The organism is Acidovorax sp. (assembly GCF_016783915.1).
Lineage (GTDB): Bacteria > Pseudomonadota > Gammaproteobacteria > Burkholderiales > Burkholderiaceae_C > Acidovorax.
Map to the genome: position 1 here is coordinate 1 of NZ_JADHVT010000044.1, position 22,043 is coordinate 22,043.

Below are 22,043 nucleotides of genomic sequence, written 5' to 3' on the forward strand. Positions count from 1 at the left end.
AAAAAAGCCGGGTCAAAAACCATTCCTGAACCGGATTCGGTGAGTCGCCTTGCGGGTTCGGCTCATCGATGGGATGAACTGTACGCCGATGGGGTACAGAGAAAAACCACCGGGTCGCGAACTAACTGTTCCAGTATTGTGAACAATCGAGGCGGAACTTTTCAGGGTTTACCCAAGCCTGACTGGCGAGGGTGGTCAAAAAGTGGACTCTCAACGGCATCGCCTAATGAAAACCCTGATTCCTATTTGGAACAATGACATTGGGGTGACAAGGGACTTGGACACCCCGTAAAGGCCGGCTGGTCAAGGCCTTGGCTTGGGGCATCTGGACATGCGATGCGCGTCATGTGGCAAAAACAAGGGCTTGCAGCAGCCCGTGCTGCTTGATGTGCATCAAGATTGTGTGTCTGTATCGCGTCATGCGAGTCAGTGCCTTGCAAGAGAACCCCATATAGTGCGAAGCAACGATTTGTGTTGCTTGCATGACCGATATTCTTCTTTCAGCGGATACCGAGGACGCTGACAGTCCTTACTACTTGCGTGCGCTGACCGACATGGCCGACCGGCGCACAGTCGTTGCCGGTGCTGCCATCTACACGGACAACGGCATCAAGTTGGTGGAGAAGGGGGCGCGCATCGACAGCCGCCTGTATGACCGCCTGGTACAGCACAAGCTGCGCGAACCCATTGACCGTCATCTGTCGATTGAAAACCCGGTGGACGTGCCGGCCCTGCTGGCCCTGGGCCAGGCGCTCATCGAGCAGGAAACCCTGCCCGCCATGCTGGCCGAGGCCCTGGGCTCAGGTGCCCGGTTGCTGGCGCCCCTGCGGTCCCTGCCGTTGCCTTCTGCCATGGCCTGCAAGCTTACCGTGATGCGTGACCAGCGGCCCACGCTGTTCCAGCACAGTCTGGTGATGACCACCGTGGCGGTATTTCTGGCCGTCAAAAGTGGGCTGAGCGAACGCGACTGCAGCACGGTGGCTGCCGCTGCACTGCTGCATGACCTGGGTGTGCTGCACATGGACCCCGCCTGGGATGACCCGGACCACAAGGTGGTGGGGGTAGGGCGCAAGCACCTTGTGGCCCATCCCATATCGGCCATGCTCATGATTCGCGACACGCAGGCGTACCCACGCGCTGCCGAGGTGGCCGTGCTGGAGCACCATGAGCGCATGGACGGCAGTGGCTACCCGCGCGCCTTGCTGGGGGCGGACATCACACCCATGGGCCGCATCCTGCTGCTGGCCGAAGTGGTGGCAGCGTTCTACGAAAAATACGACGACATGCCCGCACAGCGGCTGTCGCTGGTGCTGCGGCTCAACCACCGCAAGTTTCCTTCGGCACTGGTGGCGTTCATCCTGCCGCTGTTGCAGGAGGAAGTGGCCCGCGAATCAGCCCTGATGCCCCTGGGCAACGATGCACCGCGCCAGATCGAATTGCTGGCCGAAGCCTTTGCCTACTGGGACCAGCTCAAGGCGGCCTTGCCCCCAGACACGGCGGCCAAGTCTCCTGCAGGCAGCGCCTTTGCGTTTACCGATTCCCGCCTCCTAGCATTACAAAAAGCCTTGATAGAAGCGGGCTCACACCCCCGGCATCAGGGGGAGTTGCTGGCGCAATTGCAAGGGGATGCCATTGGCATGGCGGAGGTCGCTCTGGTGGGGCGCGAGGCCTTGTGGCAACTGCAAAGCATCCTGAACGCCAGCCACCGCCGCTGGCCCCAGCTCTCGGACCGTGCCACGCCTGCCGATGCGGCGGTGGCGGACTGGTGCGACTGGGCGATGCGCTCGCTCTAGGGATGCTCTGTACGATGATTCGTGCAGAGCATCCCTGACCATATCGATCCTGCTGGTGCGGCTGGTTGCCCCTTCGGTGGTTCCCCGCCGCTGGCGGTGCTTGCTGGCGCCCATCGGCGCTGCCCTGAACGCGTATGCCGTTTGCCAGCGCGCGCCTATCCCCTCAGACCGACCTCTTTGGTGAGGTTTCACCCGCAGGTTCCCCCATATGGCAAAATACTGGTTATATTTACAGTATTCGTGTTGACTGAACCTCTCCCACCACCATGCCTGCGCCACACCCCTCTTTGCGGGTTGCGTCCGATTTGCCGATTGCCGTACCTGGGGTGTGGCATGCCGACGCGCTGGGTACAAGCACGCAGCGCGTCCTGCCTACGGGCCACGCCGCGCTGGACGCCCAGCTGCCGGGTGGCGGCTGGCCCGTGGGGGCCCTGAGCGAAGTGCTTCAGCCTCTGGCGGGCTTGCACGAATGGCAACTGGTGCTGCCCGCACTGGTGCAGGCCACGGCCAGGCAGAGCGGGGCGGTGGTGCTGGTGGCGCCGCCGTGCGAGCCTTTTGGCCCGGCCCTGCAGTCGCAGGGGTTGCGGGCAGAGCGGGTGTGTGTGGTGCATGCCGACTCGCCCATGGTCGCCTTGTGGGCGGCCGAGCAGTCACTGCGCTGCCAAGGCGTGCTGGCCGTCATGGCCTGGCTGCCCCAGGCACAGCCTGCCTCCCTGCGGCGGTTGCAATGGGCGGCGGCCCAGCAGCAGCAATTGTTGTGGGTGTTTCGTCCGGTCGATGCCTCATGGCCCGCATCACAGGTGTCTCAGGCGTCGCCGGCCCAGTTGCGGCTGCAAGTGCAGGGGCTGGCCCTGCCAGGGGATGCCGCAGCAGCCCCTGGCATGCAGGTGCAGATCCTCAAACGCCGGGGGCCTCCGCTGGCGCAAGTGCTCCGTCTCCCGGGCTGCCACCCTCAGCTGGCGCAGGTGCTGTTGGCACAGGCCGAGCGGCGCCGTGCGGCGCAGGAGGCGGCGAGTGCCCTGGTGGCGGGCCGCCAGGCTGTGGCTATGCGGGTGGCTGGGGGCTCCGGTGCCCTGCTGGCGCGCAATGCACCGGGGGGCAGACCAGAAGGGAGCAGGCATGCACTGGATCGCTCTGCCATTGCCCTGGTGCGATGAGGCCACCGCCTTGGCGGGTACAGACACCAATAGAAGTACCGAAGCGCTGAACTCCGCCGCAGGCTGGTGGGCTTTGTGCTTTACGCCGCGTGTGGCGCTGGCCGATGGCGAGGCGGTGTTGCTGGAAGTGTCCACCACCGAACGCCTGTGGGGCGGGCGCGAGGCGCTGCAGGCGCTGGTGCTGCAAGCCTGGGCCGATGCGTCCGTCTCATGCGAAGGGCATAGCGTTGTCCATCCAGCCGCCAGCAGCACTGAAAACCCTGTCCATTCCTGCGGATCGACCACGGCTTTGCTGTCCCACGCACCGACTGTGTGGGGCACAGGCCCCACCGCCCTGGTCGCCCAGGCCAGGCTGCGTATGGCGTTGGCCGGGCGCATCTGCCCGCCGCAGGACAGGGCAGAGAACCTGCCTTTGCACACGCTGACAGCACTGCGCCCCCATGTGGCCAGCCTGGAGCGCATGGGGTGCCGCACCTGGGGGGCGCTGCGGGCCTTGCCGCGCGCGGGCGTGGCGCGGCGCCTGGGGGCGGGTGTGCTGCGGGTGCTGGACCAGGCCTTGGGCGATGCCCCTGAAGCCCATGCCTGGCTGCAACTGCCCGAGCAGTTTGTGTTGACCACCGAGCTGCCCGCCTTGGCCGCGTCGGCCGACGCACTGCTGTGGAGCGCCAACCGCAGCCTCACGGCCCTGCAGGCCTGGCTGCAGGCGCGCCAGCAGGGCGTACTGGCGCTGGAGCTGGCATGGCGCCACGACTTGCGGCGCATCGATGGCGTGGTGCTGCCCCCCACCCAGGCGCTGCAGGTGCGCACCGCCCAGGCCACCCACGACCTGGCGCACCTGCGGCGCTTACTGGCCGAAAACCTGGCGCGCACCACGCTGGCCGCGCCGGTCAACCAGATCACGCTGCGACTGCTCGACGCGGCCCCGCTGCCGCACCGCAGTGCCAGCCTGCTGCCCCCGGGGGAGGTGGGGGGGCGCAGCCTTGCAAGCCATGGCAGCGCCGATCCGGCAGGTACCCCAGGCGAGGCTCTGCACCAACTGCTGGAGCGCCTGTCGGCCCGCCTGGGGGCCGACCATGTGATGGCACCGGCGCTGCTGGCCGACCACCGGCCCGAACGCATGCAGCAATGGCGCCCGGCCACCGAAATGCTGGGTACGTCCTCCGCTGCCACGCATACACCCGCCAGTCCTGCTTCTGCGCGTGCGGACGATGTTTTGCAGGGCATTGTCCCAGATGCCCCCTTGCTACCCACCTGGCTGCTGAACCCGCCCCGGCGGCTGGCAGTGCAGGGCAACCGGCCTTGCCACCACGGCTTGTTGCGCCTGCTGGCCGGGCCCCACCGGTTTGAGGCGGGCTGGTGGTCTGCCACGGACGACGCGGTGGACCCGGCGCACCCCTGCGCCGGCCTGGCCTTACGCGACTATTTCGTAGCCCACAACAATGTGGCGGGGCTGGTGTGGGTGTTTCGCGAGCGCCTGGCGCCTGCGCTGGATGGCACGGCGACGGTGGCACGCCCCCACCGCTGGTTTCTGCACGGGATCTTTGGGTAAGCGGGCAGGGCGGTTGTCCATGGGCTTGACGCATCGACCCCCTTCACAGGCCTCTGCGGTGCCAGGCCCCTTGGCGGGCGCTGCCGAGCTGCCAGACTATGCCGAGCTGCATTGCCTGTCCAATTTCAGCTTTCAGCGGGGCGCATCGCACCCGCAAGAGCTGGTGGCACGCGCTGCCAAGCTTGGCTACCAGGCGCTGGCGCTGACGGACGAATGCTCGGTGGCCGGGGTGGTGCGTGCCTGGGGTGCGGCCAAGGAATGTGGCCTGCATCTCCTCGTGGGCAGTGAGTTTTTGTGGGGCGACCTGCGGCTGGTGGCGCTGGCGCGCGATGCCGAGGGCTGGGGCAACCTGTGCGAGTTCATCACTGCCGCCCGTGCCGCCGCACCCAAGGGGCGCTACCACGTGGGTGTGGGCAGCCCCTGGCATTTGCTGCAAGGGTGCGAGTTGCTGCTGGCGCCATGCCGCCAGCACTTTGATGCTTCTGATTTTGTAGCGCTCAGCGCATGTATCACTAGCGCTACAAGCCAATTGGGCCCTCAAAAGGCTCAGTATGTGTGGCTGGCGGTCGAATTGCACATGGCCCCCGACGACAGTCTGTGGCTGGCCACGCTGCAGCGTGTGGGCGCTGCGCTGCATCTGCCGCTGGTGGCGGCGGGCGATGTGCACATGCACGCCCGCTCGCGCAAGCCGCTGCAGGATGTGATCACGGCCGTCAAGCTCGGTTGCACTGTGGCCGAGTGCGGCTTTGCGCTGCAGCCCAATGCCGAGCGCCACCTGCGCCAGCGCGTGCGGCTGGCGGGCCTCTACCCACCCGATTTGCTGGCGGCCACACTCACCGTCGCCGGGCGCTGTACCTTCAGCCTGAGTGAGATCCAGTACCAGTACCCGCTGGAGACCGTGCCCCAGGGCATGACGCCCGCCCAGGGCCTGGCCTGGCTGGTCGATGCCAACACGGCAGGCCTGTACCCTGACGGAGTGCCCGAGGCGATCGCCGCGCAGATCCGCAAGGAGCTGGACTTGATCGCGTACTGCAGGTACGAGATGTACTTTCTCACCGTGTATGACATCGTGCGGTTTGCGCGCAGCGTGGGCATCCTGTGCCAGGGGCGCGGGTCGGCCGCCAATTCGGTGGTCTGCTATGTGTTGGGCATCACGGCAGTGGACCCCAAACAATCCCACCTGCTGTTTGAGCGCTTCATCAGCAAGGAGCGCAGCGAGCCGCCCGACATCGACGTGGACTTTGAGCATGACCGGCGCGAGGAAGTCATCCAGTACATCTACAACAAATACGGCCGCGACCGCGCCGCCATTGCTGCCGTGGTCACCTGCTACCGCACGCGCAGCGCCCTGCGCGACGTGGGCAAGGCCCTGGGCGTGGCGCCCGCGCTGGTCGATGCGTTTGCCAAAGACCACCACTGGTTTGACGAAGAATTTGCATCCGACCGCCTGCAAGAACTGGCGCAAAGCCTGGGCACACCCCTGCACCGCCACACCGCCCGGCTGTGGCTGGAGCTGGCGGCCGATCTGAAGGACTTTCCGCGCCACCTGAGCCAGCATGTGGGCGGCTTTGTGCTGACCCAGGGCAAGCTCACGCGGCTGGTGCCGGTGGAGCCCGCCAGCATGAAGGACCGCTCCGTCATCCAGTGGGACAAGGACGACCTCGATGACATGGGCCTGCTCAAGGTCGATGTGCTGGCCCTGGGCATGCTCAGCGCGCTGCGCCGCTGCCTCAACCTGCGCGCAGCCCTGCGCGGCGAGCGCTGGGGGCTCAAGGAAATCCCGCGCGAAGACCCCGCCACCTACGACATGATCTGCGCGGCCGACACCGTGGGCGTGTTCCAGATCGAAAGCCGCGCCCAGATGAGCATGCTGCCCCGCCTGCAGCCGCGCGAGTTCTACGACCTGGTGGTCGAGGTTGCCATCGTGCGGCCTGGCCCCATCCAGGGCGGCATGGTGCACCCCTACTTGCAGGCGCGCGAGCGCCGGCGCAGGGGTGAGCCTCTGCAACTCGAAAAACCCGAGCTGGAGGCTGCCCTGGCGCGCACTCTCGGCGTGCCCATCTTTCAGGAGCAGGTGATGCAGATCGCCATGGTGGCCGCCGGGTTCTCGGCCGGTATGGCCGACGATCTGCGCCGATCCATGGCTGCCTGGAAGCGCAAGGGCGGTGTGCACCGGTTCGAGCGCCCCCTGATCGGCGGCATGGAGGCGCGCGGCTACCGCACCGAGTTTGCCCAGGCCATCTTCCAGCAGATGCTGGGCTTTGGCGAATACGGCTTCCCCGAGAGCCACGCCCACAGCTTTGCGCTGCTGGCCTACGCCAGTAGCTGGCTCAAGTGCCATGAGCCCGCGTGTTTTCTGGCCGCGCTGCTCAACTCGTTGCCCATGGGCTTTTACAGCGCCTCGCAACTGGTGCAGGACGCCCGCCGCCACGGCGTGCGCGTGTTGCCCATCGACGTGACCGTGAGCGATATCGACTGCACCCTGGAGGGCAACGCAGAGCCGCTGCGCCCCGCACGCGGCCTGGGCGCGCCGCTGCTGCCCCAGCCCGCCGTGCGCCTGGGCCTGCGGCTGGTAGGCAGCCTGCACGCAGACGCTGCCCAGCGCCTGCTGCACGCCCGCGCCACAGGCCCCGCCTTTGTCACCACCGAAGACCTGGCCCTGCGTGCGCAACTGAGCCAGCAAGACCTGCAGGCACTGGCTGCTGCCGACGCCCTGGCCAGCCTGTCGGGCCACCGGCGCCAGCAGATGTGGGACGCCGCCGCACAGCACATCGCGCCACCCCTTTGGCGCGATGTGCCCGTGCACGAGGCCCCGCTGCAACTGCCCGAGGCCCCAGAGGGGGAAGAGATCCTGTTCGACTACGCTGCCACCGGTCTTACGTTGCGCCGCCACCCCCTGGCCCTGCTGCGCCCCCGCCTGGCACGCTGGCGTCTGCAAACCGCCCTGCAACTGCACAGCGCAGCCAACGGCCGCAAGGTGCGCGCCTGTGGCATCGTCACCGTGCGCCAGCGCCCTGGCACCGCCAAGGGCACCATGTTCGTCACGCTGGAGGACGAAACCGGCCCCGTTAACGTCATCGTCTGGCCTGCGATGGTGGATGTGTGGCGCAATGCGCTGCTGCGGTCACAACTGCTGGCGGTGGAAGGGGTGTGGCAATGCAGCGCCGGCCCACCCGGCAGCACGGCCGTGGTGCGCCACCTGGTGGCACAGCGCTTCAAGGACCTGACACCACTGCTGGGCCGCATGGGGCAGGCACTGCAGGGGAGTCGGGATTTTCATTGAATGGAATTGGCGGGCTACAAAACGGCAGACGTCTCTGGCTTGATTGGCAGCAATCGGCTGGGTAAAGACCGGGTTCGTAAGCTCATGCAGCAGCACGGCATCCAGGCCAAGACGAAACGCAAGTTCGTGGTGACCACCGACAGCCGCCACAGCCTGCCGGTGACTGCGGACCTGCTGCAGCTGCGCTTCAACCCTGAGCAGTTCAATCAGCGCTGGAGTGGTGACATCGCCTACATCGCCACCGACGAGGGCTGGCTGTACCTGGCCGCCGTCATCGACCTGTTCAGCCGTCAGGTTGGGGCAGGAGCCTGCAGTCGCACATGCAGGCCAGCCCAGTCAAGGGCGCGCTGACCATGGCGTGGTGGCGTCGCCGTCCACTACCCGGGCTGATATTTCACAGGGACCGAGACAGGCAATACAACTCAAGCTACTACCAGGCCATCCACCATCGGCACGACCTGCAATGCTCGATAGCCGACGGCTACGACTGCTACCAGAATGTGATGGCCGAGCGGGTCAACGGCATCCTCAAGAGCAGCGCTGCTGCTGCAGCGGCCCGCCGATCTGGAGCAGGCCCGGCATATGGTGCGCCAGTCGGTCCAGATCTACAACGCCGAGCGGCCGCATCTATCGTTGAAAATGCAAACGCCCGATGCGGTGCATTGCGCGTCCTTGGTCGGTATTCGCCGACTTGAATCACCGTCCCAGGCGTCAACTTAATTCAGGACTGGTCACACAGCGCAAAAATGCCGCGTGAAGCGTGGGTTCAGAACTCCACTACACAGAGGCAAGGTCAGTTGGCTTTCGTGATGCAGAGCGCAGTCGAGGACGATGTCGTTGGTCAAGTGTTCGGAGCTCTCAACGGCTCGGCTTCTCGGCAATTTACAGGGCAGCGAAGTGCGTTGTTTCTGGGTTGCGTTGCAGGGACTGGATGTGTAGCAGTTGGCGTCGGTCTATGGTCGGTCTATGAGTAGGTCAGCGATCCTGGCCAGCGATCTACTGGACTACGTCTAGGTGTCAGCGAGTTCCTGAAGAGCGCGCCCGATCATCTCCTCGGCGTTGTCTACGGCAGTTGCTACAGTCTTCACCCCGCAGTAGACGGAAGTATGGATATCCGCGGAGTGACTCATAGTACCGGCGTCACCGGGTTGGTACATCTGTGGCTGGCGGCGGCGCGAAAAGATCCCAACTGGCCATGAAGAGTGCGGCTATCACCGGGCCGATCACGAACCCTGTCAGGCCAAACAAGGCCATGCCCCCCAAGGTGGAAATCAGCACGATGTAGTCTGGCATCTTGGTGTCTTTGCCTACCAAGATGGGACGCAGTATGTTGTCCACCAGTCCGATCACGCAGACACCGAACGCAGTCAGCACCACGCCTTGCCATACAGCCCCCGTAGCCAGAAAGTAGATCGCCACAGGCACCCAGATCAGCCCAGCACCTACGGCCGGCAAGAGCGACAGGAAGGCCATGAGAACTCCCCACAGTACCGGTCCCTGAATGCCCAGGATCCAGAAAATCATGCCGCCCAGCGCACCCTGAGATGCAGCCACCACGATGTTGCCTTTGACCGTGGCCCGGATCACGGTGGTGAATTTGCTGACCAACTGGCGCTTATGGGTGTCTTCCAGGGGGGTGGCTTGGCCTATACGCACCGCCAGACTGGCGCCGTCGCGTAGCAAGAAGAACAACAAGTACAACATGATGCCGAAGCTGACGATGAACTCCAGGGTGTTTTGACCGATGCTCAGTGCCTGTGTTGCAACAAATTGACTGGCCTGCACCGCAAAGGATGAAAGCTTTTGTTGCAGCTCGCCAACGCTGGTCAGTTGCAGGCGGTCGAGCAGACTGGCAGCCCAGGCGGGGAGTGCGGCAATGACTTGCTGCAGATACAGCCCGAAATTGATTTGGCCGGAGCGCACCCTTTCATAGATGGCGGTGGCTTCTTGAATCAGCGACACCGTGATGGCCGTCATGGGCAAAATCACCACCACAAGACACAAACCGAGTGTGCACAGCGCGGCCAGTGTGGGCCGCTTGGGCATTTTCCTCAGCAATTTGCGGTGCAACGGAGCAAAAAGAATGGCGAGGATGACGCCCCAGAAAACGGCACCATGAAACTGCCACAGGATCGCCCCGAACGCGACGGTGACAAGGGCGAGCAGCAGCAAAAAGGCTTTGTCCTGAAGTTGGTGATGCGGCATGGAGTGGGGGTTGCAATGGGATACCTGCAATGTACGCGAGGTGCTGAGCGGTGCAGTTTTTTGCGCCGTGCAGTGATGGCCTGGATGCACTTTTTGGGGGCGGACTTCGGTTCGGTGGCACAATGGCGCCCGTACCAAGGCCCTTCCCCAGCCACAGTCGCATCCGCCAACCGGTTCAGCCGTGTCGCGGAAGGTTTCTCAACCAGCTAATGCTTTCCCAAGGAAAGCGGAGGTCAGCGGAATATGAGCGATACGACATCCGTCTATCAAGCCTACCAAGGCAACACTTACCTCTTCGGCGGCAATGCGCCCTATGTCGAAGAGATGTACGAGAACTACCTCGCCAATCCCGGTAGCGTGCCCGATACGTGGCGCGAGTACTTTGATGCGCTGCAGCACGTTCCCGCAGTGGATGGCAGCAACGCCAAAGACGTCCCGCACCTCCCCGTCATCAATGCCTTTGCCGAGCGTGCCAAGCAAGGCGGAACCAAGGTCGTGGTCGCCACCGGCGCGGACTCTGAGCTGGGCCGCAAGCGCACCGCCGTTCAGCAACTGATCGCTGCCTACCGTAACGTGGGCCAGCGCTGGGCCGATCTGGACCCCTTGAAGCGCACTGAGCGCCCCGCGATTCCTGAACTGGAGCCCTCGTTCTACGGTTTCAGCGATGCTGATCAGGAAACTGTGTTCAACACCAGCAACACGTTCTTCGGCAAAGAGTCGATGACATTGCGTGAGCTGATCAATGCGTTGCGCGAGACCTATTGCGGCTCCATCGGCGCCGAATACATGTATGCCACCGACCAGAACCAGAAGCGCTGGTGGCAGGAAAAGCTGGAAAAGATTCGTAGCAAGCCCAGCTTTGGTGCTGACAAGAAGAAGCAAATCCTTGACCGCCTGACTGCTGCTGAAGGCCTAGAGCGCTTCCTGCACACCAAGTACGTTGGCCAAAAGCGTTTCTCGCTGGAAGGTGGCGAGAGCTTCATCGCCGCCATGGACGAGCTGATCCAGTCCGCCGGTGCGAAGGGCGTGCAAGAAATCGTGATCGGCATGGCCCACCGCGGCCGCCTGAACGTGCTGGTCAACTCGCTGGGCAAAATGCCTAAGGACCTGTTCGCTGAGTTCGATCACACTGCTCCTGAAGATCTGCCCGCGGGTGACGTGAAGTACCACCAGGGCTTCAGCTCGGACGTGACCACCCCTGGCGGTCCTGTTCACCTTTCGCTGGCGTTCAACCCTTCTCACCTGGAAATCGTGAATCCCGTGGTTGAAGGCTCCGTGCGCGCTCGCATGGACCGCCGTGCCGATCCACACGGCAAGCAGGTTTTGCCCGTGCTGGTGCACGGTGACGCAGCCTTTGCAGGCCAAGGTGTCAACCAGGAAACTCTGGCGCTGGCCCAGACCCGTGGCTACTACACGGGCGGTACGGTACACATCATCATCAACAACCAAATCGGCTTCACCACGTCCGATCCACGTGACACCCGCTCCACGCTTTACTGCACCGACATCGTCAAGATGATCGAGTCGCCTGTACTGCATGTGAACGGTGATGATCCGGAAGCCGTGGTGTTGGCCACTCAGCTCGCGCTTGAGTTCCGCATGGAGTTCAAGAAAGACGTGGTGGTGGACATCATCTGCTTCCGCAAGCTGGGCCACAACGAGCAGGACACCCCGGCTCTGACCCAGCCGCTGATGTACAAGAAGATCGGCGCACACCCCGGCACACGCAAGCTGTACGCCGACAAGCTGGCAGCGCAGGGTCTGGGCGAGTCACTGGGCGATGACATGGTCAAGGCCTACCGCGCTGCTATGGATGCGGGCAAGCACACGGTCGATCCCGTGCTGACCAACTTCAAGAGCAAGTACGCGGTGGACTGGAGCCCGTTCCTGGGCAAGAAGTGGACCGATGCTGGAGACACGGCTATTCCTCTGGCAGAGTGGAAGCGCCTGGCTGAGAAGATCACCACCATCCCCGAGAGCGTGACGCCGCATCAGTTGGTGAAGAAGGTGTATGACGACCGCGCGGCCATGGGCCGTGGTGACATCCCTGTGGATTGGGGCATGGGTGAGCACATGGCATTTGCCTCGCTGGTGGCCAGCGGCTATCCCGTGCGCCTGTCCGGTGAAGACTGCGGCCGTGGCACGTTCACGCACCGTCACGCCGTGATCCATGACCAAAAGCGCGAGAAGTGGGACATTGGTACCTACGTGCCGTTGCAGAACGTGGCGGAGAACCAGGCCCCCTTTGTGGTCATCGACTCCATCCTGTCTGAAGAAGCGGTGCTGGGCTTCGAGTACGGCTATGCATCGAACGACCCCAACACCCTGGTGATCTGGGAAGCGCAGTTCGGCGACTTCGCCAATGGCGCCCAGGTGGTGATCGATCAGTTCATCGCCTCCGGCGAAGTGAAGTGGGGCCGGGTGAACGGCATCACCCTGATGCTGCCCCACGGCTACGAAGGCCAGGGCCCAGAGCACAGCTCGGCCCGTCTGGAGCGCTTCATGCAGCTGGCTGCCGACGCCAACATGCAGATCGTACAGCCCACCACGGCCAGCCAGATCTTCCACGTGCTGCGTCGCCAGATGGTGCGTGATCTGCGCAAGCCGCTGATCATCATGACACCCAAGTCGCTGCTGCGTAACAAGGATGCGACCTCGCCGCTGTCCGAGTTCACCAAGGGCAGCTTCCAAACGGTGATTCCCGAGCAGGATGAATCCATCGTCAAGAAGGCAGCCAAGGTCAAGCGTGTGATCGCATGCTCGGGCAAGGTTTACTACGACCTCGTGAAGAAGCGCGCAGAGAAGGAAGCCGACGACGTGGTGATCCTGCGCGTCGAGCAGTTGTACCCCTTCCCGCACAAGGCGTTTGCCGCTGAACTGAAGAAGTACCCCAACGCCACCGACGTGGTGTGGTGCCAGGACGAGCCACAGAACCAGGGTGCCTGGTTCTTCGTGCAGCACTACATCCACGAGAACATGCTCGAAGGCCAGAAGCTGGGCTACTCCGGCCGCGCTGCTTCGGCATCGCCAGCCGTGGGTTACTCGCACCTGCACCAAGAACAACAAAAGGCGCTGGTGGACGGCGCGTTTGCCAAGCTCAAGGGTTTTGTCCTGACCAAGTAAGGCCAGCTGCGACCCGACAACAGAACAAAACCCCATTCCGAAAGAATTGATATGGCTATCGTAGAAGTCAAAGTCCCCCAGCTCTCCGAATCCGTGGCCGAAGCCACCATGCTGACCTGGAAGAAAAAGGCCGGTGAGGCCGTGGCGGTGGATGAAATCCTGATCGAGATCGAAACCGACAAGGTGGTGCTCGAAGTGCCCGCACCGTCCGCTGGCGTGCTGGCTGAAATCGTTCAGGGCGACGGCGCCACGGTGGTGGCCGACCAGCTCATCGCCAAGATCGACACCGAAGGCAAGGCCGGTGCGGCAGCTCCTGCTCCAGCAGCAGCTGCTCCCGTTGTCGCAGCAGCGCCTGCTGCCGCCCCCGCTGCTGCCGGTGGCTCCAAGGGTGACGTGGCCATGCCTGCGGCTGCCAAACTACTGGCCGACAACAACCTGTCTGTGTCGGCCGTGGCCGGTTCGGGCAAGGATGGCCGCGTGACCAAGGGCGACGTGCTGGCCGCTGTGGCCGGTGGCGCCAAGACCGCCGTGGCAGCCCCCAGCGTGATCCCCACCGGTGTGCCCTCCAAGGCACTGCCCCAGGTGGCAGCGCCCGCTGGCAAGGAAGACCTGAGCGGCCGCCCCGAGCAGCGCGTGCCCATGAGCCGCCTGCGTGCCCGCGTAGCCGAGCGTCTGCTGCAGTCGCAATCGACCAACGCCATCCTGACCACGTTCAACGAAGTGAACATGGCTCCGGTGATGGACCTGCGCAAGAAGTTCCAGGACAGCTTCACCAAGGAGCACGGTACCAAGCTGGGCTTCATGTCCTTCTTCGTGAAGGCTGCTGTGCATGCCCTCAAGAAGTACCCTGTGCTGAACGCCTCGGTGGACGGCAACGACATCGTCTACCACGGCTACTTCGACATCGGTATCGCCGTGGGCTCGCCCCGTGGTCTGGTGGTGCCCATCCTGCGCAATGCAGACCAAATGAGCTTCGCCGACATCGAGAAGAAGATCGCCGAGTTCGGCAAGAAGGCTGCCGAAGGCAAGCTGGGCATTGAAGAAATGACCGGTGGCACGTTCTCCATCTCCAATGGCGGCACGTTCGGCTCCATGCTGTCCACCCCCATCATCAACCCGCCCCAGTCGGCCATTCTGGGCGTGCACGCCACCAAGGACCGCGCCGTGGTCGAAAACGGCCAGATCGTGATCCGCCCGATGAACTACCTGGCCATGTCCTATGACCACCGCATCATCGACGGCCGCGAAGCCGTGCTGGGCTTGGTGGCGATGAAGGACGCGCTGGAAGACCCATCGCGCCTGCTGTTCGACATCTGATCCCCTGACTGTATCGACCCACCCGCGTGGCCCGGCCTCTGGTCCTGCCCGCCGGTGGGTCTTTCTCCAACTGACTGAACGAGATTTCCCATGAGCAAACAATTTGATGTGATCGTCATCGGTGGTGGCCCCGGCGGCTACATCGCCGCCATCCGCGCCGCCCAGCTGGGCTTCAATGTCGCCTGTATCGATGAATGGAAGAACGACAAGGGCGGCCCTGCTCCCGGAGGCACCTGCACCAATGTCGGTTGCATCCCTTCCAAGGCACTGCTGCAGTCGTCCGAGCATTTCGAGCATGCCAACAAGCACTTTGCCGAGCATGGCATCACCGCCACTGGCGTCAAGATGGACGTGGCCAAGATGATTGCCCGCAAGGACACCGTCGTGAAGCAGAACAACGACGGCATCCTGTACCTGTTCAAGAAGAACAAGGTCAGCTTCTTCCACGGCCGTGGCTCGTTCGTGAAGGCTGCCGAAGGCGGCTACGAGATCAAAGTGGCAGGTGCCGCTGAAGAGACGCTGACCGGCAAGCAGATCATCATCGCCACCGGCTCCAACGCCCGTGCGCTGCCCGGCACGCCGTTTGACGAAGAACTGGTGCTGTCCAACGACGGCGCGCTGCGCGTTGGCGCCGTGCCCAAGAAGCTCGGCCTCATCGGCTCGGGCGTGATCGGCCTGGAAATGGGCTCCGTCTGGCGCCGCCTGGGTGCTGAAGTCACCATCCTCGAAGGTCTGCCCACTTTCCTGGGCGCGGTGGATGAGCAGATCGCCAAGGAAGCCAAGAAGGCCTTCGACAAGCAGGGCCTGAAGATCGAGCTGGGCGTGAAGGTCGGCGAGATCAAGACCGGCAAAAAGGGTGTGAACATTGCCTACACCAACGCCAAGGGCGAAGCCCAGTCGCTGGACGTGGACAAGCTCATCGTCTCCATCGGCCGCGTGCCCAACACCATTGGCCTGAACTCCGAAGCGGTGGGTCTGCAGCTCGACGAGCGCGGCGCCATCGTGGTGGATGCTGACTGCAAGACCAATCTGCCCGGCGTCTGGGCGGTGGGCGACGTGGTGCGCGGCCCTATGCTGGCCCACAAGGCCGAGGAAGAGGGCGTTGCCGTGGCCGAGCGCATTGCCGGCCAGCATGGTCATGTCAACTTCAACACCATCCCCTGGGTCATCTACACCAGCCCCGAGATCGCCTGGGTGGGCCGCACTGAGCAGCAGCTCAAGGCCGATGGGGTCAAGTACAAGGCGGGCAGCTTCCCGTTCCTGGCCAATGGCCGCGCACGTGCGCTGGGCGACACCACCGGCATGGTCAAGATGCTGGCGGATGCCGAGACCGACGAGATCCTGGGCGTGCACATCGTGGGCCCACAGGCCAGCGAGCTGATCTCCGAGGCCGTTGTGGCCATGGAATTCAAGGCCAGCAGCGAAGACATCGCACGCATTTGCCATGCGCACCCCAGCTTGAGCGAGGCCACCAAGGAAGCAGCGCTGGCGGTGGACAAGCGCACGCTGAACTTCTGATTTAGGCCTCAATCAGCTACAGGTACATGATCTACATGCGCCTGTAGCTATTATTTTTGTAGTATCAGAGCATCCGCAAAGTGACCGTCAAACAGGCTTACCTGGCCGAGCTGGCCGCCAAAGGCTATCAAAGCGACCCCGCCCAGCTGCGAGCAGTGGAAGCCCTGCAGCGCTGTGCGGACGAGTGGGCCCAGTACAAGGCTCGGCGCTCTAACGCGATCAAAAAGCTGATCAACCGCCCGGAGATTCCCCGCGGTGTCTACATGTATGGCGGGGTGGGGCGCGGCAAGAGCTTTTTGATGGAGTGCTTTTTTGACGCTGTTCCCCTGAAGCGAAAGGTGCGCCTGCACTTTCACGAATTCATGCGTGAGGTGCATCGCGAACTGGCTGCCCTTCAGGGCACGGTCAATCCGCTGGATGTGCTGGGCGAGCGCATTGCCAAACGCTACAAGCTCATCTGTTTTGATGAGTTCCATGTGGCGGACATCACGGACGCGATGATCCTGCACCGATTGCTGGTGGCGTTGTTCGAGAACGGCGTCGGCTTCGTGACCACTTCCAATTTCAAGCCTGACGATCTGTACCCCGGTGGCTTGCATCGCGACCGCATCTTGCCAGCCATTGCCTTGCTCAACGAGCGGCTGGAAGTGGTCAACGTGGACAACGGCACCGACTACCGCCGGCGTACCTTGGAGCACGTGAAGCTCTATCACACGCCACTGGGCGCAGAGGCGGATGCCGAGATGAACCAGGCGTTTGATCAAATCGCCGAAGTGCACGACGAAGACCCCGTGCTGCACATCGAGGCGCGCGAGATCCGCGCCCGCCGCAAGGCAGGCGGGGTGGTGTGGTTTGACTTCAAGACACTGTGTGGTGGTCCTCGGTCGCAGAATGACTACCTGGAAATTGCGACGCAGTTCCACACGGTGTTGCTGTCCGATGTTCCTTACATGCCTGTGAGCATGGCGTCGCCTGCGCGGCGCTTTACCTGGCTGGTGGATGTGCTCTATGACCGCCGGGTCAAACTCATCCTGTCGGCGGCTGTGCCGCCCGAGCAGTTGTATACCGAAGGGCCTTTGGCCCACGAGTTTCCGCGCACGGTGTCCCGGCTCAACGAGATGCAGTCGAAGGAGTTCCTGGCGCTGGAGCGCCGCATGGTGGATACGGGGTTGACATGAACAAGACCGGTGGTCGCTTTTTGGCGGTTGTGCTGGCGCTGGCTTGCTCAACACTGCCCGTGCTGGTCGCCCCGGCGTGGGCCGCGACGGGGGTAGAAGTAGATGCCGCATCCGCGTCGACCGCTGCGCATCGCAAAGTGGAGCGTGACCGAATCAAAATGGAGCGCGAGGCACTGATGGCCCGGCGGCAGCAGGATGAGGCGGTGTGCTTCCAACGCTTTGCCGTGGAGGATTGCTTGCGCGGCGTACGTGCCAAGGCACGGGAGTCCCACGACCGATTGCGTGCGCAGGAAATTGAACTCAACGATGCCGAGCGCAGGGAGAAAGCTGTGGAGCGCCTGCGGGCCATTGAAGACAAACAAATGGCCGTACCGCCTGCAGGCAAACGCGCTGACGCGCAGGTTCGCAAGCCATCCGCCGATCCGGATGTTGCCAAGGCACAGCGGGACCAGGACGCACACCAACGCGCGCAGCAACAAATTAGCCGTGCCCAGGTTCAGGCCAGTGAACAGGCCGCCCGCGCTGCAGCGACCGCCGATCGCGCGGCCCAGTCGCGCGCCAAACATGCCCAGGCGCTCCAGGCGGCGCAGGAGCGTCGCGTGCGGATCGAAAAATCTCAAGCCGATGCCCTGGCTCAGGGCCGCAAGCCTGCAGCGCCCTTGCCAGCGCCTGCTGCTTCTGCGCCTCGTTGAGTTTGGAAGGGCCGCTGAGCCAAGCAATCAGTGGCTGAGTGGCTGCCGATAGAGTGGTAGGGACCACCTGCTGTTTCTCGATGGGTTCGCGCTCACCCGTCGATACACCGATGGGTGGTGCGGACAATGCCCTCAGGGCCGACCCGTGTCCAGCGGCGTCAGGCGTGCAATCTTTTTCTCTTCGGCCAGCGCTTCGATCTTGACGACCACCAGCGACAGGTTGTCGCCGCCTCCGCGTGCCCGGGAGCGGGCTTTTTCAATCAGGAACTCCGTCGCTTCGCGGGGCGACAGCGAATCGACCACCGATGCCAGTTCGGTGGGAGAAAAGTAGTGCCAAACCCCGTCGCTGCAGGCCAGCAAGACATCACCCGGCTGAAGTTGCGGAATGACGTGGGTAGTGATGGGCGGGTCGCTCTCTGTGCCAAGGCAACCTACCAGAATGTTGGAATGAGGATGGTTATTGGCCTCGGCTTCCGTCAGCTCTCCCCGGTCCACCAGGGCTTGCACATAGGAGTGGTCGCTGGTGCGAAACGCCAGCCGGGAACCCTGGAAGTGATAAATGCGCGAGTCGCCCGCATGCACCCAATGGCAGTCGCCCCGGGGATTGATGAGAAACGCCGCAATGGTGCTGTGGGGTTCTTGCTCTGCCGATATGGCCGTCAACCGGATGACGATGTGGGCCTCTTCAACCATGTTCTTGAGCATTGCCACCGGGTCATCGGTGTCAGGCGAGTACCGCTCGAACAGTTGTCGTGCTGTCATCATGACCTGGTCTGATGCCTTGCGCCCCCCGCTGCGCCCGCCCATCCCGTCGGCAACCACACCCAGAACGCAGCCGTTGTGCCGCTCGTGGGAGATCAGGGCCACCTGGTCTTGCTGGTATTCGCGGTCACCCTTGTGGATGCCGGTGGAGGCGATGAGGCGAAACGCTTTGGTCATGCTGCAGATTGTGGGGGCGCCCATGCGAACGCCTGTCGTGGAAAGCGGGCCAAGCGCGTATTATCCGCCCGCCTGTGGCATTTTTGCCATGCCCATGGCCTCCTGCCTTGAAACCCAGCCTGCACTCTCCCCACCGTCAGTTGATCGAGCTGCGCATGGAACATGCCGATCTCGACGCCCTCATCGACCGGTGCACGCCCGAAGCGGCACCCGACGAACTCACCCTGCGCCGTCTCAAAAAGCGCCGACTCGTGTTGCGTGACGCGATGGAGCGGCTGGAGCGGCAACTTCAACCGCAAGAGCCCGCCTGATGTCGCTGGTGGCGATGGTGCCGGAAGTCTTTGCCCCCGATGGTGTGCTGGCACGTGCGGATGGGCATTTTCAACCGCGCGACGGTCAGACCCAGATGGCCATTGCTGTGGCGCAAACCATTGTCGAGGGTGGTGCGCTGGTGGTGGAGGCGGGCACGGGAGTGGGCAAGACCTACGCGTACTTGGTTCCGGCACTGCTTAGCGGCGAGCGCGTGCTGTTGTCCACGGCGACCAAGGCCTTGCAAGACCAGCTGTTTGCTCGAGACCTGCCCCGATTGGCGCAAATCCTGGGGCTGCCTGTCCGCATGGCCCTGCTCAAGGGGCGCGCCAGTTATTTATGCCTGCACCGCATGGAGCAGGCACGGTTGGATGTTCTGGCCGAGGACCGCGGACTGGCGCGTGTGCTCGCCAAGGTGGAAGACTGGTCGCGTCACACCGTATCGGGCGATCTGGCGGAGTTGACGGGACTGGATGAGCGCTCGCCAGTGATCCCGCTGGTCACCTCGACGCGTGAGAACTGCCTGGGCTCGTCGTGTCCCCGTTTTCGGGAATGCCATGTCCATCGCGCTCGGCGCGAGGCACTGGCGGCTGATATCGTGGTCATCAATCACCATCTGTTCTTTGCCGATGTGGCTGTGCGTGAGTCGGGAATGGCCGAGTTGCTGCCGACGGTGCGTGTGGTGGTTTTCGATGAGGCCCACCAGATCAATGAGACAGGCGTGCAGTTCTTGGGTACGCAGACTTCTACGGGGCAATGGATGGACTTTGCCCGCGACATTTTGACAGCCGGGCTGCAGCATGCGCGCGGTCTGGCTGACTGGACAGGTCTGGCGCAGCTTCTGGAGTTGTCTGCTCGGGACCTCCGTCTGGCCGTGGGCACCGCTGCTTTCCAGGGGCTGAATGGAATTTCAGCAGGGGGCCGATTGCGCTGGACGGAGGAGGCTCCCGAAGGTGTCTCGGGCGCTGCATGGCAATCCGCGTTGCGCGCATTGGCCTCGGCGTGTGCACAGGCGCTGGAGGCCCTGGACACCGTGAGCGAAATGTCCCCCGATCTGGAGCGCCTGTACGAACGGGGCAGTGCACTATTGGCCCGGCTCGCCAGGTTTTCAGGCCCGTGCCAGGCCGATGCGGTGCGTTGGCTCGATGTGGGCAACCAGTTGCGTCTGATCGAGTCTCCGCTGGACATTGCAGACGCTATGCGCACCCGGATTCTGGCGTCGCCCGCTGAAAGCTCGGACGGCGAAGCGTGGCCCGAGGAGCCTAGCGCAAACGCGGGCAGGGCGTGGATTTTCACCTCTGCGACCCTCGGTGCGGACGAGGCGTTGACCTGGTTCACCGAACGGGCTGGGCTCACGGATGCTCGCATCCTTCGGGTGGCCAGCCCCTTCGACTATGCGCGGCAGGCGGCTTTGTATGTGCCGCGCCAGTTGCCGTCGCCTGCAGATCCGTCCCACAGCCGTAGTGTGGCGGACTGGGTTGCACTGGCCGCTGACCCGCTGGGCGGGCGCACGCTGGTGCTGACCACCACGCTCAAGGCCTTGCGCACCATTGGCGACGCACTCAAAGCACGTTGGCAGGCTTCAGGCACGTTGGAGGTGCTGGTGCAGGGCGAGTGGCCCAAGCGGCGCCTGATGGAGCGTTTTCGCGAGGGGGCATCGCACGGGCGGCCGGGTTGTGTGCTGGTGGCTTCGGCTTCCTTCTGGGAGGGGTTTGATGTGCCAGGCGATGCTCTGCAACTGGTGGTTATCGACAAGCTGCCTTTTCCGCCCCCTGGAGATCCGTTGGTGGAGGCGCGCACCCAACACATCGAAATGGCCGGTGGCAAAGCGTTCACTGCCTACGCTCTGCCAGAGGCGGCGGTGGCACTTAAGCAAGGTGCCGGGCGTTTGATCCGGCATGAAGCGGATCGGGGTATTTTGGTGGTGGGCGACACGCGCCTCATCACGATGGGCTATGGCAAGCGCTTGCTGGCAGCTTTGCCCCCCATGCGCAGGCTGGAATCGCCCGAAGAGTTTGAGTCTACGCTGATGGCGCTTACCAAACCTTCCACCACGGATCCGACTTGCCTTTGAAGCCGCCATTCAGATAGGTGCTTTGAGGGTAGGACTTGTCCATCACGCGGCGTGCATCGTCCCGCAGCTGGGTCATTCCGAGCGCGTCGTACGACTGGATCAGAATGTACAACGCCTCTTCCAGCGCGGGCACGCCCTGGTAGTCTGCCAATGCGACCTGCGCGCGACTGATGGCAGCCACATAGGCGCCACGCTGGAAGTAGTACCGCGCCACATGCACTTCATATTGGGCCAGCGAGTTGACGATGTAGGTCATGCGCTGGCGCGAGTCCTGCGCATAACGGGACTCAGGAAAGCGTGTGACCAGTTCGCTGAATGCTTCAAAGGAGTCTTTGGCCGCCTTTTGGTCACGCTCTGAAAGATCCTGGCGCGAGATAAATGAGAACAGGCCCAAGTTGTCGTTGAAGTTGACCAGGCCCTTCAGGTACAGCGCATAGTCCAATGCAGGGCTGGCAGGGTGCAGCTTCATGAAGCGGTCCAGCGTTGCGACGGCTTGCGCCTTTTCGCCCGCCTTGTAGTGGGCATAGGCTTTGTCAATCTGGGCCTGCTGTGCCAGTGGCGTGCCTGCCGCACGGCCTTCCAGCTTTTCCAGCAGAGGAACGGCCTTGTCATACGCCCCGCTGTTCATTTCGTCCTGGGCTTCCGAGTGGATGCGATTGGGGCTCCAGCCAGCCGTTTTATCAACTGTGGTGCTGGAGCAGCCAACCAGCAAACCAGCCAGCAGCAGGGCGGAAACAAGGGGCAGTGGGGCACGCAGCATCGCAAGCAGCTTTCAGCAAAGAAGGAAAAAGGTGCACAAAGAAAGGCCTGGGGGTTTAGCCGTAGGGGAGTGCGCTCGGCGTACTCGTCACGGAAGCCTCCGGCGCCATTTCAGGCACGAAAAAGCATTGTACTGGTGGCGCCAGC

15 protein-coding genes and 1 pseudogene are annotated in these 22,043 nt (G+C 63.3%); 13 read left to right on the plus strand and 3 right to left on the minus strand.

Annotated features, from left to right (window positions below):
- The 6 genes and pseudogenes from ISS20_RS10735 to ISS20_RS10760 form a co-directional block, all read left to right on the plus strand.
- A partial coding sequence (locus ISS20_RS10735; protein WP_291436437.1) for a hypothetical protein occupies nt 1-258 on the plus strand: 258 nt, incomplete at its 5' end.
- Between the two features lie 224 nt (nt 259-482).
- Nucleotides 483-1,793, plus strand: coding sequence for an HD domain-containing phosphohydrolase (locus ISS20_RS10740; protein WP_291436439.1), 1,311 nt, complete (start codon nt 483-485; stop codon nt 1,791-1,793).
- A 266-nt stretch (nt 1,794-2,059) separates the two neighbouring features.
- Nucleotides 2,060-2,950, plus strand: a complete 891-nt coding sequence (gene imuA, locus ISS20_RS10745; protein ID WP_291436441.1) for a translesion DNA synthesis-associated protein ImuA — start codon at nt 2,060-2,062, stop codon at nt 2,948-2,950.
- A complete protein-coding gene (locus tag ISS20_RS10750; RefSeq protein WP_291436443.1) occupies nt 2,913-4,499 on the plus strand; it encodes a DNA polymerase Y family protein in 1,587 nt (528 codons plus the stop codon). The genes imuA and ISS20_RS10750 overlap by 38 nt, the downstream gene beginning before the upstream one ends.
- 19 nt (nt 4,500-4,518) lie before the next feature.
- Nucleotides 4,519-7,782 carry an error-prone DNA polymerase gene (locus ISS20_RS10755; RefSeq protein ID WP_291436445.1) on the plus strand — a complete coding sequence of 1,088 codons (3,264 nt, stop codon included), beginning with the start codon at nt 4,519-4,521 and terminating at the stop codon, nt 7,780-7,782.
- A 54-nt stretch (nt 7,783-7,836) separates the two neighbouring features.
- A pseudogene (locus tag ISS20_RS10760) lies at nt 7,837-8,502 on the plus strand (IS3 family transposase); the annotation flags it as partial.
- Between the two features lie 420 nt (nt 8,503-8,922).
- Here the strand turns inward: ISS20_RS10760 and ISS20_RS10765 are convergent.
- Complete coding sequence (locus ISS20_RS10765; RefSeq protein WP_291436447.1) at nt 8,923-9,987, minus strand: AI-2E family transporter; 1,065 nt, start codon at nt 9,985-9,987, stop codon at nt 8,923-8,925.
- A 243-nt stretch (nt 9,988-10,230) separates the two neighbouring features.
- On the opposite strand from ISS20_RS10765, the gene ISS20_RS10770 reads away from it, so the two are divergent.
- The 5 genes from ISS20_RS10770 (at nt 10,231) to ISS20_RS10790 (ending at nt 17,815) form a co-directional block, all read left to right on the plus strand.
- Complete coding sequence (locus ISS20_RS10770; protein WP_291436449.1) at nt 10,231-13,110, plus strand: 2-oxoglutarate dehydrogenase E1 component; 2,880 nt, start codon at nt 10,231-10,233, stop codon at nt 13,108-13,110.
- Nucleotides 13,111-13,161: 51 nt separating this feature from the next.
- Entirely contained in the window at nt 13,162-14,427 is a 1,266-nt protein-coding gene (gene odhB, locus ISS20_RS10775) for a 2-oxoglutarate dehydrogenase complex dihydrolipoyllysine-residue succinyltransferase (RefSeq protein ID WP_291436451.1), read from the plus strand.
- Between the two features lie 90 nt (nt 14,428-14,517).
- Complete coding sequence (lpdA, locus tag ISS20_RS10780) at nt 14,518-15,945, plus strand: dihydrolipoyl dehydrogenase (protein ID WP_291436453.1); 1,428 nt, start codon at nt 14,518-14,520, stop codon at nt 15,943-15,945.
- A gap of 80 nt (nt 15,946-16,025) precedes the next feature.
- On the plus strand, nt 16,026-17,123 hold the full coding sequence (gene zapE, locus ISS20_RS10785) for a cell division protein ZapE (protein WP_291436455.1): 1,098 nt from the start codon (nt 16,026-16,028) through the stop codon (nt 17,121-17,123).
- On the plus strand, nt 17,120-17,815 hold the full coding sequence (locus ISS20_RS10790) for a hypothetical protein (protein WP_291436457.1): 696 nt from the start codon (nt 17,120-17,122) through the stop codon (nt 17,813-17,815). Before zapE ends, ISS20_RS10790 begins: the two co-directional genes overlap by 4 nt.
- A gap of 132 nt (nt 17,816-17,947) precedes the next feature.
- Here the strand turns inward: ISS20_RS10790 and ISS20_RS10795 are convergent, their stop codons facing one another.
- On the minus strand, nt 17,948-18,754 hold the full coding sequence (locus ISS20_RS10795; protein ID WP_056063373.1) for a protein phosphatase 2C domain-containing protein: 807 nt from the start codon (nt 18,752-18,754) through the stop codon (nt 17,948-17,950).
- A 107-nt stretch (nt 18,755-18,861) separates the two neighbouring features.
- On the opposite strand from ISS20_RS10795, the gene ISS20_RS10800 reads away from it, so the two are divergent.
- Nucleotides 18,862-19,065 carry a YdcH family protein gene (locus tag ISS20_RS10800; protein ID WP_146870768.1) on the plus strand — a complete coding sequence of 68 codons (204 nt, stop codon included), beginning with the start codon at nt 18,862-18,864 and terminating at the stop codon, nt 19,063-19,065.
- Nucleotides 19,065-21,137 (plus strand): ATP-dependent DNA helicase, encoded by a 2,073-nt coding sequence (locus tag ISS20_RS10805; RefSeq protein ID WP_291436462.1) that lies wholly within the window; start codon nt 19,065-19,067, stop codon nt 21,135-21,137. Before ISS20_RS10800 ends, ISS20_RS10805 begins: the two co-directional genes overlap by 1 nt.
- Here the strand turns inward: ISS20_RS10805 and ISS20_RS10810 are convergent.
- Nucleotides 21,100-21,897 (minus strand): outer membrane protein assembly factor BamD, encoded by a 798-nt coding sequence (locus ISS20_RS10810; RefSeq protein WP_291436464.1) that lies wholly within the window; start codon nt 21,895-21,897, stop codon nt 21,100-21,102. The two genes, ISS20_RS10805 and ISS20_RS10810, sit on opposite strands and share 38 nt — an antisense overlap.
- Nucleotides 21,898-22,043 lie beyond the last annotated feature (146 nt).

Excerpts from the sequence above, each read along its gene's own strand:
- ISS20_RS10740 (WP_291436439.1), top strand. The coding sequence starts at position 483 with ATGACCGATATTCTTCTTTCAGCGGATACCGAGGACGCTGACAGTCCT.
- ISS20_RS10805 (WP_291436462.1), top strand. The coding sequence starts at position 19,065 with ATGTCGCTGGTGGCGATGGTGCCGGAAGTCTTTGCCCCCGATGGTGTG.
- ISS20_RS10770 (WP_291436449.1), top strand. The coding sequence starts at position 10,231 with ATGAGCGATACGACATCCGTCTATCAAGCCTACCAAGGCAACACTTAC.
- ISS20_RS10765 (WP_291436447.1), bottom strand. The coding sequence starts at position 9,987 with ATGCCGCATCACCAACTTCAGGACAAAGCCTTTTTGCTGCTGCTCGCC.
- ISS20_RS10790 (WP_291436457.1), top strand. The coding sequence starts at position 17,120 with ATGAACAAGACCGGTGGTCGCTTTTTGGCGGTTGTGCTGGCGCTGGCT.
- odhB (WP_291436451.1), top strand. The coding sequence starts at position 13,162 with ATGGCTATCGTAGAAGTCAAAGTCCCCCAGCTCTCCGAATCCGTGGCC.
- ISS20_RS10755 (WP_291436445.1), top strand. The coding sequence starts at position 4,519 with ATGGGCTTGACGCATCGACCCCCTTCACAGGCCTCTGCGGTGCCAGGC.
- imuA (WP_291436441.1), top strand. The coding sequence starts at position 2,060 with ATGCCTGCGCCACACCCCTCTTTGCGGGTTGCGTCCGATTTGCCGATT.
- ISS20_RS10795 (WP_056063373.1), bottom strand. The coding sequence starts at position 18,754 with ATGACCAAAGCGTTTCGCCTCATCGCCTCCACCGGCATCCACAAGGGT.
- ISS20_RS10750 (WP_291436443.1), top strand. The coding sequence starts at position 2,913 with ATGCACTGGATCGCTCTGCCATTGCCCTGGTGCGATGAGGCCACCGCC.
- ISS20_RS10810 (WP_291436464.1), bottom strand. The coding sequence starts at position 21,897 with ATGCTGCGTGCCCCACTGCCCCTTGTTTCCGCCCTGCTGCTGGCTGGT.
- lpdA (WP_291436453.1), top strand. The coding sequence starts at position 14,518 with ATGAGCAAACAATTTGATGTGATCGTCATCGGTGGTGGCCCCGGCGGC.